The 14701-nt window shown below is 70.9% G+C and carries 14 protein-coding genes and 1 pseudogene; 7 read left to right on the top strand and 8 right to left on the bottom strand.

The window, feature by feature from the left end; genetic code table 11:
- The first annotated feature begins 249 nt into the window (after nt 1-249).
- On the top strand, nt 250-1677 hold the full coding sequence (locus JKV81_RS21730) for a serine hydrolase domain-containing protein (protein ID WP_202077329.1): 1428 nt from the start codon (nt 250-252) through the stop codon (nt 1675-1677).
- Nucleotides 1678-1809: 132 nt separating this feature from the next.
- On the opposite strand, the gene JKV81_RS21725 is transcribed toward JKV81_RS21730, so the two are convergent.
- Together JKV81_RS21725 and JKV81_RS21720 are read right to left on the bottom strand one after the other, a co-directional pair.
- Nucleotides 1810-2649, bottom strand: a complete 840-nt coding sequence (locus tag JKV81_RS21725; protein WP_202077327.1) for a DUF4397 domain-containing protein — start codon at nt 2647-2649, stop codon at nt 1810-1812.
- 104 nt (nt 2650-2753) lie between these two features.
- Nucleotides 2754-3361 (bottom strand): annotated as a pseudogene (locus tag JKV81_RS21720) (RNA polymerase sigma factor).
- 179 nt (nt 3362-3540) lie between these two features.
- On the opposite strand from JKV81_RS21720, the gene JKV81_RS21715 reads away from it, so the two are divergent.
- Together JKV81_RS21715 and JKV81_RS21710 are read left to right on the top strand one after the other, a co-directional pair.
- Nucleotides 3541-4521, top strand: a complete 981-nt coding sequence (locus JKV81_RS21715; protein WP_129266625.1) for a MerR family transcriptional regulator — start codon at nt 3541-3543, stop codon at nt 4519-4521.
- A gap of 154 nt (nt 4522-4675) precedes the next feature.
- Entirely contained in the window at nt 4676-5383 is a 708-nt protein-coding gene (locus JKV81_RS21710; RefSeq protein ID WP_202077325.1) for an SDR family NAD(P)-dependent oxidoreductase, read from the top strand.
- Between the two features lie 118 nt (nt 5384-5501).
- Here JKV81_RS21710 and JKV81_RS21705 read toward each other — a convergent pair whose 3' ends face one another.
- Entirely contained in the window at nt 5502-5969 is a 468-nt protein-coding gene (locus JKV81_RS21705) for an SRPBCC family protein (RefSeq protein ID WP_129266623.1), read from the bottom strand.
- A 262-nt stretch (nt 5970-6231) separates the two neighbouring features.
- Here JKV81_RS21705 and JKV81_RS21700 point away from each other — a divergent pair, with 262 nt between their 5' ends.
- Nucleotides 6232-7110 (top strand): oxygenase MpaB family protein, encoded by an 879-nt coding sequence (locus JKV81_RS21700; protein WP_202077322.1) that lies wholly within the window; start codon nt 6232-6234, stop codon nt 7108-7110.
- Between the two features lie 292 nt (nt 7111-7402).
- Here JKV81_RS21700 and JKV81_RS21695 read toward each other — a convergent pair whose 3' ends face one another.
- Nucleotides 7403-8986 carry an MFS transporter gene (locus JKV81_RS21695; RefSeq protein ID WP_202077319.1) on the bottom strand — a complete coding sequence of 528 codons (1584 nt, stop codon included), beginning with the start codon at nt 8984-8986 and terminating at the stop codon, nt 7403-7405.
- Nucleotides 8987-9370: 384 nt separating this feature from the next.
- On the opposite strand from JKV81_RS21695, the gene JKV81_RS21690 reads away from it, so the two are divergent.
- Nucleotides 9371-10366: an Lrp/AsnC family transcriptional regulator gene (locus JKV81_RS21690; protein WP_202077316.1), complete on the top strand. Its 996-nt coding sequence runs from the start codon at nt 9371-9373 to the stop codon at nt 10364-10366.
- A 17-nt stretch (nt 10367-10383) separates the two neighbouring features.
- Here JKV81_RS21690 and JKV81_RS21685 read toward each other — a convergent pair whose 3' ends face one another.
- Nucleotides 10384-10806: a winged helix-turn-helix transcriptional regulator gene (locus JKV81_RS21685; protein ID WP_202077314.1), complete on the bottom strand. Its 423-nt coding sequence runs from the start codon at nt 10804-10806 to the stop codon at nt 10384-10386.
- Nucleotides 10807-10898: 92 nt separating this feature from the next.
- Here JKV81_RS21685 and JKV81_RS21680 point away from each other — a divergent pair, with 92 nt between their 5' ends.
- On the top strand, nt 10899-11738 hold the full coding sequence (locus tag JKV81_RS21680; RefSeq protein WP_129266619.1) for an SDR family oxidoreductase: 840 nt from the start codon (nt 10899-10901) through the stop codon (nt 11736-11738).
- A 57-nt stretch (nt 11739-11795) separates the two neighbouring features.
- Here the strand turns inward: JKV81_RS21680 and JKV81_RS21675 are convergent, their stop codons facing one another.
- Nucleotides 11796-12071: a hypothetical protein gene (locus JKV81_RS21675; protein WP_129266618.1), complete on the bottom strand. Its 276-nt coding sequence runs from the start codon at nt 12069-12071 to the stop codon at nt 11796-11798.
- 59 nt (nt 12072-12130) lie between these two features.
- The gene (locus JKV81_RS21670) at nt 12131-13345 is read right to left on the bottom strand and encodes an FAD-dependent monooxygenase (protein WP_129266617.1); all 1215 of its coding nucleotides are present in this window, start codon (nt 13343-13345) and stop codon (nt 12131-12133) included.
- A 174-nt stretch (nt 13346-13519) separates the two neighbouring features.
- Between JKV81_RS21670 and JKV81_RS21665 the strand changes: the two genes are divergently transcribed.
- On the top strand, nt 13520-14038 hold the full coding sequence (locus JKV81_RS21665) for a MarR family winged helix-turn-helix transcriptional regulator (protein ID WP_202077309.1): 519 nt from the start codon (nt 13520-13522) through the stop codon (nt 14036-14038).
- A 77-nt stretch (nt 14039-14115) separates the two neighbouring features.
- Here the strand turns inward: JKV81_RS21665 and JKV81_RS21660 are convergent, their stop codons facing one another.
- Nucleotides 14116-14541 carry a DUF4267 domain-containing protein gene (locus JKV81_RS21660; RefSeq protein ID WP_202077307.1) on the bottom strand — a complete coding sequence of 142 codons (426 nt, stop codon included), beginning with the start codon at nt 14539-14541 and terminating at the stop codon, nt 14116-14118.
- Nucleotides 14542-14701 lie beyond the last annotated feature (160 nt).

Here is a 14701-nt window from a genome sequence, read left to right as displayed (position 1 = left end):
TCGCAGGTTCAAATCCTGTCGTCCCGACTGGAGACAGTCGCAGATCAGGGCCGGTTTCGGAGCAATCCGAGACCGGCCCTGAGCCGTTCCTGGGGACCCGTTCCTGGGGACCAGCCGGGGGCCAGCCTCCTCGACCGGCGTCAGCGGGTCATGACGACCGGGCCCGGCGGGGAGCGCGGTGCGCGGAGCACGCTGACGCGATGCGATGGGGAGCGCCGGTTCGCCAGTGGCTTCTGCTAGAAAGCTGCAATGTCGTCTCAGCGCACCCTGCTTCCCCGTTCGGCGCCCGCCGCGTCGGGGATATCGTCCCGTTCGATCTCCGCGATGCTGGACAGGCTCGAAGCGCGATCGGGCGAGAGCCACTCCATCGTGGTCGTGCACCGCGGTCACATCGTGGCCGAGGGCTGGTGGGCGCCGTACTCGGCCGACCGCCCGCACCTCCTCTACTCGCTGACCAAGTCGTTCACATCGATCGCCGTGGGGCTCGCGATCGGCGACGGGCTGCTCTCGCTGGACGACCGCGTGGTGGACGTGCTGCCCGACCGCGTCCCGGCCGAAGTCTCGGCGCAGGGTCGCCGCATCACCGTTCACCACCTGCTGTCCATGACGTCCGGACACCCCACCGACAGCCTCGCCGAGGCATGGGAGCGGGAACCGGACGACCTGGTGAAGGGCTTCCTGAGCCTGCCGTTCGCCGCGGCGGAGGGAACGCGCCACGTCTACGACAACTCGACCACCTACATCCTGGCCCGGATGGTGGAGCGGGTCACGGGCCGCGGTCTTCCGGAGTTCCTCGACGCGCGCCTGTTTACGCCGATGGGCATCGACCACGCCGAGTGGGACCGGGTGGCCGGTGGCGTCGCCTTCGGATTCCACGGACTGCACCTGACGACCGAGGCCGTCGCCGCCTTCGGTGAACTGCTGCGGCGCGGAGGCATGTGGGGACGCCAACAGCTCGTACCACGCGAGTGGGTGGAGCTGGCGACCGGCCGGCACATCGACAGCGAGTGGATCCTGGACGGATCCGACCAGGCGGACTTCTCCTACGGCTACGGCTACCAGTTCTGGAGGTCGCGTCACGGCTACCACGGCCATGGCTCCTATGCGCAGCAGTGTGTGGTGGTCCCGTCCCACGATCTCGTCGTCGCCGCGACAGCCGAAGGACAGTCCCAGGACGTGTTCGACGCAGTTCGGGAGTGCCTGCTGCCCGGCGTGGGGCACACGGGAAGTGCCGAGGACGACGCGATCCTCGCTGATCGGCTGGAGCGACTGTCGCTGCGGCCCGTGCTGGGTTCGGCCGCCCCGGGGCGTGCAGCCAGCGCCAAACTCGACGCTTCGGGCGAGGGGTCGGCCCTGCCCGACGGAACGACGGTCACCGTCGATCCCACCGACGGCGGATGGCTCGTACGCTTCGAGTCGCTCCTCGACGTCGAGGTCGGCCACGGCGACTGGCGGGAGTGCGCCCCGCTCGGCCGGCCGGTCGTCGCGGCCGGCGCCTGGCAGGGCAGCACCTTTGTCGCCGATCTCTACGTCATCACCACCCCGCACCGCGTTCGGCTGGCCGTCGACGCCGACGCGGGAACCGCTACGGCGACCTGGAGCACGGTGCCCCTGACCGGCCCCAGTTTCGAACTGCACGTGCGGGCGCCGCTGATGACACGACCTGACGTTGCATAGGACAGCGCTCCGGGGCCTCTTGGATGTACGCCGCACTCCTCCCTCGTCGGAAACGCAGGGAGGGCCGCAGGAGGCGAGGTGCTTCCCTGGGCGGCGGTCGCCACCGTGGGGGCGGTGAGCCGTCGCGCGGGATCACCGACGCCGGACGGTCGCCCGGCGGATCGCCACCACACCGGTCAGCGTCACCATTCCGCCTACGGCGGCCCAGGCCAGCCAGTGGTCGGGGGAGTTCGGGGCGGCTGCGGCGCCACTGCCTCCGGCGTGAACGGCGTTGGGCGTGGATTCCGTGCCGCTGAGTGTCTGGGTGGCCAGCTTCAGGTTCTTGTCCTGGGCGCCGTCCCAGGCGTAGACGATGTTGCTCGTGCCCTCCTTGAGGTTCAGGTCGGCCGGGCCGATGGCGACGGTGTTGGTGCCGGCGAGCACGACATCGGCCGAGAGGGTTCCGGCGTCGACCGTGGTGGTGTCCTGCTTCGGGTTCTCCAGCCCCTTGAACACGGGCTGGCCGTCGGCTCGGACGTCCACGGCAGGGGCAGCTGCGACATGGCGCACGGTCAGCCGTGCCTCGCCGGAGCCGGCCCGGGAGACGTCGTTGGTGAAGGCCGTCAGCTCCGGCTTGCCGTCGGCGGAGAGGTGGGCGGCGATCGTGGCGTTGGCTCCCGCGGGTACCTTGACCTCCTTCTCGATGGCCGGTGTGCCGTCGGGGCCCTGGCCGGCCTTGAAGACCTGGATGTTGTAGGTGCCGGCGTCCAGGGCCTGGGGGTCGGTCACGGTGCCGGGCTCGAAGTCGCCGAGGAGCTCGTCGCCGTTGGCGTAGACGTCGACGGTCAGCCCGGGCACGCCGTGGAAGACGGACACCATGGCCTGGTCGTCGCTGGGCGCGGCAGGGGTGGCCAGGGCGGGGGCGGTGACGCCGAGGGCCAGAGCGCAGGCGCCTGCTGTGGCGGCGAGGGCGAGGGGGGTCCGGGAGGTCATGATGATCTTCCCTTCGTCAAGAAGGTTTGCCTTGTGCGTGCTCTTGTCACTGTTTCGTGCGGAGGCCGCGCCTTGGATGCAGCTCGACCGGAGGCCATCGGCGTCTACGCGGCGGCGTCACCGGCGTGGTCCTGTTCGATCCTCCGGCGCAGCCGGTGCAGTCCGCGCCGGGTGTGACTCTTCACGGTGCCCAGAGGAATTCCGGTGCGCTGGGCGATCTGGGCCTGGGTCAGGTCCTCGTAGAAGGCCATGCACAGCACCTCGCGCTGGTGCACCGGCAGTCGGGACAGGGCGTCGACCAGCAGTACCCGGTCCACCGCGGCATCGATGGTCCGCTCCTCCTGACGGCTCGAGCGGACCTCGTGGGCCACCGAGTCGATCACGCCGAGGCGTCTCGTGCGTGCTGCCAGAGCGTCGACGATCTTCCGGCGTGTGATGCCGACCAGCCAGGCACCGAGCGGTCCTCGCTCGGGACGGAAGCCGGCCCGCCCCCGCCAGACGCCGAGGAAGACCTGCTGCGTCACATCCTCGGCCTCATGGGCGTCACCGAGCGAGCGGCTGGCCATGGTGTACACGAGCGAGCCCCAGCGGAGGTACAGGGCCGCGAAGGCGCCTCGTCCTCGGCGAGCAGGCCACGGGCCAGATCGTCCTCACCCTTCGACCGTGCGGCGGGCGGGGGGCGGGTGCCGGTGGAGAGCGTGTTCGTGATCATGGCCTGTGTCCTCTCCCGCCGTTCCTCTTCGACAGGTGCGGAGGGGTCATCGCTGAGGCGGATCGCTGGGCACGCCCGCCGGAGCGCCCGATAAGGACATTTTTGTCACCCGAAGCGACGCGTACAACATGCGTCGTTCATGCGTCGTTCATGCGTCGTAAGGTGGAGACGTGGGTCCCATGAGAGACGACGTCGCACCGGCGCCGCGCGGTGGCCGACTCACCACGGGCGAGGTGGCGCGGCGCCTGGGCGTCGCACCCACCACGATCCGCTCGTGGGACCGCCGCTACGGTCTCGGCCCCACCGTGCGCAGTGAAGGTCGACACCGCCGCTGGGCCCCGAAGGACGTGGCACGGCTGGAGCAGATGTGCGCCCTGACCGCGACCGGACTGCCACCCGCCGAAGCCGCCCGCCTGGTGCGCGAGGAGGGCACCCTGCCCGCGTCCCCGCACCGGGCGAGCAGCACTCCTTCCTCACCGCCACGGACCCCCGTGAGCAGCCGGGCCGGCAGCGGCCTGCGGCTGGGCGACGTACGCCAGGAGTGCAAAGGAGTCGCCCGCGCCGCCCTGCGCCTGGACGCCGGCGCTCTCGACGAGCTCCTGACGACCGCGATCGAGGAACACGGCATGGTCATGGCCTGGACAGACGTGATCATGCCCACGCTGCAGGCCGTCGGCCGTAAATGGCAGGGATCGGGGGAGAGGTACGCCGAAGTCGAGCACTTCCTGTCGTGGCACGTCTCGGGCGCCCTGCGGCGCCACACCCCGCCCGTGGCGGACCGGCCCGGTGCCACCACCGTGCTCGCCTGTGTGCCTGCGGAGAACCACACGCTGCCGCTGGAGGTGCTCTCCGCCGCGCTCGCCGAACGCGGCCTCCCGGTGCGCATGTTCGGTGGCGCGCTGCCCGTCGAGTCCCTGGTGGCAGCGGTCAACAGGACCGGGCCGGCGGCGGTAGGACTGTGGTCGCAGACGCGAGCCACGGCGAGCCGGCCGCTGGCCCAGCACGTGGCAGCGATCCAGTGGGGTGTGCGCGGAGCACGCCGCACACCGGTGGTCCTGACGCTCGGGCCCGGCTGGGCCGGACAGGCCGTAACCGGGGCCCCGCATCCGCCGGGGCTGGCGGAAGCGGTCCGGACGGTCGAGTCGGTGGTCCTCGGATGACGCGGCGCCGCCTGTCAGGACGTGCTGAAGGACTCGGCGTGCGGTTGACTCCCCTTGGACCCTGGTGGCTGTCTTCGTCGGCGGCCGGTTCGCGGGGAACACACCGGTGAGACGCCGAGCCGACGACCTGCGATGGGAAGATCGGGAGTGGGACATGAACCTCGAAGGTGCCCGTGTGCTGGTGGCCGGCGCCACCGGCGTCCTCGGTGGTGCCCTCACCGCCGAACTGGCCGCAAGGGGAGCTCGCCCGGCGCTCGCAGGCCGCGACCCGGCCCGCCTCGCCCAGGCCGCCCACGCGTACCCGGGTGCTCCCACTGTCCTGTTCGACGCATACGCCCCCGACTCCTGCGCCCGCGCCGTCGATGAAGCGGCGGCAGGCCTGGGTGGGCTGGACGCCGTGGTGACAGCCTTCGGATCGGTGGCCTTCGGCCAGGCGACACAGGTCGGGGACGAAGTCCACGAATACCTGATGGCGGTCAACGCCCTCGCGCCCGCGGCCTTCTTCCGCGCCGCGTTCGCCATCATGCGGCCCGGTTCGATGATCGCCGCCTTCACCGGCGTGGTCGGCGAGCGTCCGCAGGCGGGAATGGCCGACTACAGCGCCTCCAAGGCCGCAATGTGCGCCTGGCTCGTCGCCGCGCGCCGCGAAGGACGCACCTGCGGCATCCAGGTCCTGGACATCCGGTCCGGCCACCTGGACACCGGTTTCGCCGACCGGCCGGTCGCGGGCACCGCCCCGCCGATGCCCGCCGGCGGCGACCCGCGCCGGCTCGTCATCGCGGTCGCCGACGCCATGGAGGCCGACGCCGAACTGCTGCACACGACCCCGGACGGTACGCCCGTCGCCGAACGGCGTGCGTGAGCCGGCGTCCGGCGTCCCCGGAAGGACGTCCGACGCCGTCATCACCGCCGCCAGCGCCTTCGGGCCCGGTCGTGCCCGGTGTGCTCGCGGGGGAGGTGCCGAACGGGGTACGGCCCGGTCAGGGCCGCCGGGCCCCGGGGCCGGAAGGCCCCAGGGCCTTGTCGAGTGCGGCCGGAAGCTGTTCGGACACCTCGTCGCCCAGTCGCTCGAACTCCTTCTGCAGGAGAGGCGTTGCCAAGCGCGCGATCCCGTGGAACTCGACGTGCGCGCGGTAGGTGATCCGGGTGCCGCCGGAGTACGGCTCGAAGTGCAGATCGTCCGTCGAGGTCGCCGTCTTGTTGCGTCCGACGAAGGTGAGCCGGTCACTGCTCATCCGGGTCAACTCGTAGCGCAGCTCGGTGCGGCGTCCGCGGAAGGAGGAGACGTTCAGCCACTGCGCGCCCACCTCCGGCGGAGCACCGGCATCGACCGGCTCGCAGGTGATGGTGCCCGGGTCCCAGTGTTCGGCGTGGGAGAAGTCGGCCAGGTAGGCAACGACCTCGTCGCACGGACGGCTCGACTGCATGACGCGTTCGACTTTGATCACTACGACTCCCGAGTGTCATATCGTTCTTCGGCCCGGAACGGGCGTCATTGACTTCTGCCCCTGCGGGGACTTCTGCCCCTGCGGGGTGATCGAACGCAGATCGCCCACCGGCGAGTGGCGGGCGCCTCGTTTCATGAGGAGCATGAGGGGTGATGGGTGCCGATGGGTGCCGGATTCCCCTCTGCTGCATCCGACGGGCGGGGCAGCCCAGGATGCCGCATTCTCCGCCGCGAGGAGGCCGGCAGAGCCGCGAGGAGCGTCGATGACCGTGCTGTCGACCGCGATCGACACGTTGCGTGGGCGCGCGGGCGCACTTCTGTTCGAGCGCGTCGCCGGTCCGGACGGCCCCCGCAACAGGGACGCGATCCACAACACGCCCGGCCCGCGCTGGTTCCCGCAGGACAGCCCGGTACGTCGCGTGCACGGGGACAGCGCGATGTTCATCGGCGGACTGACCGCACTGCTCCTGCAGTCCCTTCATCCCGTGGCCATGGCCGCGGTGTCCGCCCACTCAGGGTTCCGGGGCGACCCCTGGGGGCGGCTCCAGCGCACCAGCACCTTCCTCGCCACCACGACCTACGGCACGGCCGACAGCGCACAGTCGGCCTGCGAGCGGGTCAAGGGCGTGCATGCGCGCATTCACGGCGTCACCGACGAGGGGCTGGCCTACCGTGCCTCCGACCCCCACCTGCTGGAGTGGGTGCACGTGGCCGAGACCGACAGCTTCCTCAGGGCCCACCAGAGATTCGGAGCGCACCCCCTCACGGCAGGCGAGTGTTCCCGCTACGTCGCCGACATGGCACGCGTCGCCGAAGCGCTGGGCGTCCCCTCCCCGCCTCGATCGGCCCAGGCCCTGAGCGCACGCCTGCAGGAATACCGGGCGGAGCTGCGGTGCACGCCGCAGGCGCGTGAGACCACCCGGTATCTGCTGCTGCGGCCACCGATACCCGTCCTGGCGCTGCCGCTCTACGGAGCCCTGGCGGCCAACGCCGTCGCCCTCCTGCCCCGCTGGGCGACCAGTGAACTGAACCTTCCACGGTGGACGCCGGGGGAGCGGTTCATGCTGATTCCAGCGGGACGAGCAGTGACAGGCCTGATCGGATGGGCGATGCGCCGACCCGAAACCGACGGACGGTCGTGAGCACCTCGCAGGGGGCCGAACCGCCCATCGCGGGTACACCGCCTCCCCGCCCGCGAGCGACGCTGCGTACGGCGTCCACGTGCTCAGACGCGAGCGGTATGCAGAACGTGGACGAAGCCGGGCCGGCCCCGTCACCGGTCACGAGCCCCGCCATCGGCAGCGCAGCAACGCACAGGCAGGCGCGGGCCGACGCGCAGCAACTGAGTCCTTGGACATGGTCGGACAGCGGAAAGGCCGCGCCCGCGGTGCTCCCGCGAGGCGCGGCCTTCCCACGCCGGCGATGGGCCGGGCGTCAGGCGCCTTCCTCCACCAGGGACTTGGCCCGGTCGGAGGTCTGCGGTGTCTGCGTCGTCCGCGCAGTCGATGTGCGTACGACCTTCTCCGTGCCCGTGGCCGTCCTGCGCGGGCGCAGGAGGACGAAGGCGAGGGCGGCGGCCAGGAAGGTCAGGCCGGCCGAGACGGTCAGGCACAGGCGCATGCCCTCGAGGAAGGCCTCGCCGACGGCTTGTTGGATCAGGCCCGCCTGTGCGCCGAACGGTACCGAGCCGATCGCGCCGAGCCCTCCCTCGCGGGTCGCGTCCGCGAGCCGGTCGGCGAGCGGGCCGTCGACGCCCGCGTCGGAAAGCCGCCCCGGCAGGGAGGAGACGGCGCGGCTGGTGAGAAGAGCCCCGAGCACGGCGGGGCCGAGTGCGCCGCCGACCTGGCGGAACGCGTTGTTCCCCGCGGCGGCCATGCCGGCGAGCGGGTGGGGTACGGAGGCGACGGCGACGGCCGTCATCGGTGTCGTCACGAGCCCCATGCCGAGCCCCAGCAGGATCAGACGCCAGGAGAGCGAGGCGAAGGAGGTGCCCGCGTCGGCGCCGAGCAGGGTGAGCAGCGCGGCGGTCACCATGAGGAGTCCTGTGGTGATCATGAGGCGCGGTGAGACCTTGTGCATGACGCGTCCGGCGACTCCGCTGACGAGCAGCGCGGCGCCGGTGATCAGGAGCATCCGCCAGGCGATCCCGAGCGTGTCGAGGCGCTGGACCATGCCGAAGTAGAGGCTCAGCACGAAGAAGAAGCCGATCATGCCCAGGAACATCACCATGGCCACGAGCGTGGTGGCGGTGAATCCGGGGCTGCGGAAGAGCGCGAGGTCGAGCATCGGATGCGAGGAGCGCCGCTCGGCGAGGACGAAGGCGACCCCGCTGACGACCGCGACCGCCAGCGCGACGACGACCTGTACGTCGCCGAAGGAACCGGCCCCGCCCTGGATGATTCCGTAGACGAGCGCGGTGATGGCGAGCGCGGCCGTGATCTGTCCGGGCCAGTCCAGCCGTCCGGCACGCGGCGCGCGGGACTCGGGCAGCAGCCGCAGGGAGAAGCCGAAGGCGAGCAGGGCGACGGGGATCGGCACGAGGAAGATCCACCGCCAGCCCACGTGGCCGAGGATCGTCCCGGCGACCACACCGCCGATGGCGAGTGCCCCGAGCAGGCACATCGCCCAGAACCCGATGAACTTCCCGCGCTCGCGGTGGTCGGGCACGGCATGGCTGATGAGCGCGAGCGTCGTCGGCAGCAGCGCGGCCGCGCCGATCCCGGAAAGCGCCTGGCCGGCCCAGAGCTGGCCGATCGAGTCCGCGGTGAGCGAGGTCGCGGCGCCGGCGGCGGAGAGCAGCAGCCCGGCGAGGTAGACCTTCTTGCGGCCGTGCACGTCGCCGAAGACGCCGGCGGTGAGGATGAAGGCGGCCATCGGCAGCACGAAGGCGTCCGAGACCCACGACAGTTGCAGGGTGCTCGTGGAGAGAGCCGACTGGATGGCGGTCAGGCTCACCGAGACGCTGGTCACCGGCAGGTAGGCGACGAAGACCCCGAGGCAGGCCATGAGAACAGTCATCCCGCGACGGGGCTCGGCAGCGGGTGGTGACGGGGACAAGAGGGCTCCTTCGGAGCGTCGGGTGTCCGACGCGACGGATGGGGTGCGAGGCGTGAGCAGTACGGCGGTCATGGCCGTACGGGGCCGGGGAGAGCGGCCCCGCTCACCGGAACCGGGCGGCCACGGTGCAGCCCGGGTACGAGGGGTTCGAGGCCGTGCGTGCACGGAACCGTCGTACGAGCTCGGTACACCGCCCGCGGGCCTCGCGGTGGGGTCCACGGGCGCGGCGTGCGCCTGCCCGTACATCCTCCAGAAGTTTCCGTCACACCTGACGATTTCCCCAAGCCGCTGCCGATCCCATGGGGAGAACCGCTGTCTTCGCGCGGTTCATGTGATGATTCCTCCATGCTCGACGCCCTGGACAGCCTTATCCTCCACGCGCTGCACGTGGTGCCGCGTGCCCCGTTCCGCGTGATCGGTGAGGCGGTGGGGGCGTCGGAACAGACCGTGGCGCGCCGCTACCGGGCGATGCAGCGATCGGGCACCATGCGGGTCGTGGGCCTCGTCAACCCTGCGGTGAACGACCTCACGGCGAGCGTGGTGCGGATCACGCTCCGCCCGGACCGGATCGACGCGCTCGCCGAGGCCGTGACCCGGCTGCCGGAGGTCTCCTTCGCGAACATCTCCTTCGGCGGATCGGAGATCGTCTGTTCGCTGGAAGCGCCTCACGACGGCCGGGTGCCGGACGTGCTGCGCCGGCTGGCCCGCTATCCCGGAGTGACGGAGATCAACACCCGTATGGTGCTGCACGCCTACTCACCGCCCGGCGCGGACTGGGCGCGGCTCGGCCCTTCGCTGTCGCAGGAGGCCGTGGACCTGCTGCTGGAGAGTCACCCCCGCGAACGGCCGAAGGGACCGATGGCCGAACTGCGCGAGGACGACGGCCCGTTGCTGGCGATCCTCGCCGAGGACGGCCGGGCGAGCCAGGCCACGCTCGCCAAGGGCACCGGCTGGACCATCGGCCGGATCGCGCGGCGTATGGAGGCCCTGGAGCGCTCGGGCACGCTCCTCTACGACGTGGACCTCGTTCCGGAGCAGCTGGGTTACCCCTTCGGTGCGTCTGTGTGGCTGCAGACCTCCCCCGACCGGCTGCACGAGACGGGCACGGCCGTCGCCGCGCTTCCCCGGGTCGTCTTCGCCGCGGCCACGACCGGCGACCAGAACCTGATGGCGATCGTGATGTGCAGGGACGCCGCCGACTTCTACGACTTCCTCAGCAGCGGCCTCGCCACGGCACCCGGCATCACCGGCTACACGGTGAGCGTCCGCCTGCGCCCCCTCAAACAGGCTGCGTCACTGGTATACAGGGGACGGCTGATTCCCCCGCCCCCTCGGAGGTGAGGATCCGCCTCAGCAGGTCACCCATCGTGTCGCGGCCGGGCGCCGGCCGCTCCACCAGCCGCAACAGCGCTGTCCTCGCCACCCGGTGACAGCCGTCGCGTGATCCGGTCGAACAGCTCCGTCAGCGGCTCGCCGATGTCCCGGCCGAACTCGGTGAGCCCGTAGGTGACCTGAGGCGGAGTCGTCGGCTCCACCTCCCGCCGGAGCAGGCCGTCCTGGACCAGCGCCCGCAGGGTCTGGGCGAGCATCTTCTCGCTGATGCCCTGGATGCTCTCGCGCAGCTCGTAGAACCGGAGATCCTGGCTCCGCAGCGAGATCAGCACCCAGATGCCCCACCTGCTGGTCACATGGTCGACCACATCCCGCGCGAGGCAGTCGGTGTGAAACACGTCATACCGCTTCCCCGCCCCGGCCTGCCTGGGCTGCACACCTTCCACCATGTCATGAGCTTACCTCGGGGTACGTCCTTACCAAAAGTTAGCCCGTGCTCCTAGCGTGCAGACCACACAGGCAATCCGAACAGGAGCTGATCATGATCGTAGTAACCGGGGCCACCGGGAACATCGGCCGTCCGCTGACGCAGGCGCTGGCCGACGCGGGCCGGCAGGTGACGGCAGTGTCACGGCACGAGGCGGCGGTGCCGGACGGGGTCCGCCACCTGACGGCCGACCTGAACGAGCCGGCCGGCCTCAAGCCCGCACTGGACGGAGCGGAAGCGCTGTTCCTCCTGCTCTCCGGCGACCTGCACGCCACCGGGGCCAACTCCGCCGACATCATCCGGCAGGCTGCGGACAGCGGGGTCCGCCGGGTCGTTCTGCTCTCCACGCTGGGCGTGGTGACCAGGCCCTTCGGCCACACGCGGATCGCGATGCGCGCCCTGGAGGACACGTTGCGGGAGTCCGGCCTGGAGTGGACCGTCCTGCGGCCGGGCGGCTTCGCTTCCAACGCCCTGTGGTGGGCCGAGTCCGTCCGCGCACATCAGGTCGTCGCCGCACCCTTCGGCGACATCGGGGTGCCGATCATCGACCCGTCGGACATCGCCGAGGTCGCGGCGGCCTGCCTGCTGGAGGACCAGCACACCGGCGGCATCTACGAGCTGACCGGCCCGGAGGTGATCACTCCACGTCAGCAGGCGGAGGCCATCGCCACCGCACTGGGCTCACCCGTGACATTCCATGAGCTCACCCGCGAAGAGGCCGCGACCGCCATGGCCCGGAGCATGCCGGCGGAGCTCGCCAACGACACTCTGGACATCCTCGGTTCCCCCAACGCCGCCGAGCTGCGCGTCAGCCCTGACGTCCAGAAGGTCCTCGGCCGCGCCCCGCGCTCCTTCGCCGACTGGGCCGCCCGGCACGTCGCCGCGTTCCGCTGAGACCGGCCGGTTCAGCCGGACCGGTGCCCGGGAGATGACGGCGGCGATCGCATGTGCTCACCCCATTGCCTCGTACTCGGGCGAGGGGTGGGCCAGCTCGGGGTGTTCCAGCATGTACTGATCGCCGTGGATCGCCAGCATCGCCCAGTGCCACGCCTCGTCATGACATACGAGCCCGCGGTACGGGGCGTCATGCGGCTCGTACGGGTACCGGTCCAGGGCGGCTTCCCTTGCTTCCTCCGGCGTCAGCCCGCCATGCCGCCGCATCACCCAGGCGTAGCTCCGCCGCTCGGACCGGAGACAGTCGAGGTACTCCGCCTCACTCCACGTCACGGCTCAACACTAGATGCTCACGGGCTGATGCCGGAGCAACTCCCCGACGGGCACGGCGATCAGTAGTAGTCGGGCAGAGCCAGCGCCGAGTGTGCCGCGCGTCCTTCCTCCGCACTCGCCGTCGCCATCTCCTTCGCGGCCGCCTCCGGATCGCGCACCAAGGCGTTGCGGGCCTCGATCTCCTCGCGCGTCGTGGGCGTGACCACCGAGCCGCCGTTGGTCGCCAGCGCCTGGTTGAGCTCGGCGAAGGGCCGCATCGTGCGCTCGTAAGCCGCGAAGGCCTCGGCATGGTCGGCGCGTACGGCGAGTTCGCCGGCCAGGACGTACGCGCCGACGAGCGCGACGCTGGAGCCCTGACCTGAGAGGAACGAGGTGGCGTGCGCGGCGTCCCCCGCCAGCACGACGCGCCCCCGGGACCACGTGGGCATGTGGATCTGGCTCACGATGTCGCAGAAGAGGTCGTCGGCCTCCCGCATGGCCTCCACCAGGCGCGGCACGTGCCAGACCTGCTCGGGGAAGCGCGCCGCGACCAGCTCGCGCTGGGCTCGCGGGTCGCGGAAGGCGTCGAAGGGCGGGGTGTCGTCGGCGAAGGTGAGGAAGCCGTGCACATGGTCGGACTCCTCGTAGGCGTAGAGGACCGCGCTGCGCCCCGGCTCGTTCCAGATGGCGGCCTCGTGCGCGAACCCGAACTCGTTCGGCAGGGTGAAGCCGGCGAACACGCGCCCGAGGTAGTGGTGAAAGGGCTCCTCGGGACCGAAGACCAGCCGGCGCGTGTTCGAGTGCAGTCCGTCCGCGCCGATCACGAGGTCGAACGTGCGGCGTATCCCGCTGTCGAAGACGACGTGCACGGCGTCCCCGGCGTCGTCGAGTGCCGCGATCGAGTCGTTGAAGAGGAACTCGACCCGCTCCCGCACCGGCGCGTGGAGCGCGTCGGCCAGGTCGCCGCGCCGGACCTCGAGGTCCAGGCCCGCCGCTCCGCCGGTGAACTGCTCGGGCCGTACCGAGCCGACCGCTTCGCCCGCCGCTTCCACGAAGGTGATCCGCCGGCTGTCGACATGCGCCTCGGTCAGGCGCGGCAGCAGGCCCATGCGCTCGACCACTTCGCGGGCCGTGCCGCGGATGTCGATGGCGTACCCGCCTCCGCGCACGGCTGCGGCCTTCTCCACCACGGTGACGTCGAAGCCGTAGCGGTCGAGCCAGTACGCGAGCGTGGGGCCCGCGATACTGGCTCCTGAGATCAGTACGCGGCGGGCGGGACGAGACTTCTTGATCATGGCTTCTCACCTCTCTGCCGGGGCGGGCCCCGGGGCGACGAAGGAGGTACGCACGGCGTGCACAGCAAAGATGCGTACCTTAGGTATCTTTATGAACGCTATGGGGCGCCGTCGTCGACGCCGGCCGTGCTCGACTATATAGATACCTAACTTAGGTATGCAAATGGAGATGTGATGACGACCGAACCACCGGAGCCTCCCGCGGCGGAGTCCCCGTCCGCCGATCTGCTCGCCGTGCTGCCCCGGATCACCCGGCTCAGCGGCGCTCTCACCAAGGGCCGGCTCATCGAACGCGCCACCGCGGAGGCCGGCCTCGCCCTCGACCGCCCCGCCGTCGGTGTACTGGTGTCCCTGCGGACCGCGGACAAGCCCCTCCGGATCGGTGAGATCGCCGACCGCATGCAGGTCGTGGGCCCGCACGTCACCCGACAGGTCCAGACCCTGGAGAAGCGCGGTCTCGTACGGCGCGTCGGCGATCCCCACGACCGCCGCGCGAGCCTCATCGAACCGACCGAAGCGGGCACGGAGGCCGTCAACCGTTACGTGGCTTCCCTGTTGGGCTGGTTCGCCGAGGCGCTCGGCGACTGGCCGCAGCAGGACCGCGACGACCTCGCCCGCCTCCTCACCCGTCTCGCCGACGACGTGACGGCGCGGCTGGACCGGTTCGAGGAGGACGGGGGAGGGGAGGCCTGAGCGCCTGGGCCTCCGGTGCGGCGCCCTGCTGCGGAGGTGGATCGTACGTACGTGTCGATCACCGCCCGGTGCGTGCCTCAGGCGGGCTGCGGGGCGGGCGATGCCGGAGCGGCCGCGACCGTGCGGGTCTCACGCAGTATCAGCAGGCCGTTGATCACCATCAGTGTCGCGGTCAGGCAGTGGATGCCGAGCGCGGTGGCCACGGAGCCGTGGTGGGCCAGCACGTTGGTCATGTCGCCGTACGCGGCGAGGGCTTCCACCAGCAGCGCCCAGCCCAGCGCCCGGCGGTGGCCGGTCACCAGCAGGATGCCCAGCACCAGGGCCAGGACGACGTCGCGGATTCCCTTGATGATCAGGAAGCCGCCTCCGTCGCCGGACGGCCAGCTCGGCAGGCCGAAGGTCGGCGCCGTCGTCTCCGGACTGACGATGTACTCCGTCCCGAACCAGAGGATGAAGAGGATGAAGGCGGCGGCCAGGACGGTGTTGAGCTTCTTCAGCGACATTGTTCTTCTCCTTGGTGGGTGCTCGTCGGTCCGGTGGGCTTCGTGGAGCTTGCCGAGTCGCCCGGGGTGTGCGGGCCCGCGGATCGGCCCGTGCGGGCGGCCCTCGTGTCGATCTAGTGCCGCTAGGCGATGAGGCAACGCTAGACCTTGTGCCGCTTGG

The sequence above is a fragment of the Streptomyces silvae genome (assembly GCF_016745505.1).
GTDB lineage: Bacteria > Actinomycetota > Actinomycetes > Streptomycetales > Streptomycetaceae > Streptomyces > Streptomyces silvae.
Note: the sequence above shows the minus strand (reverse complement) of the source record. Positions and strands in the feature narration are given on the sequence as shown.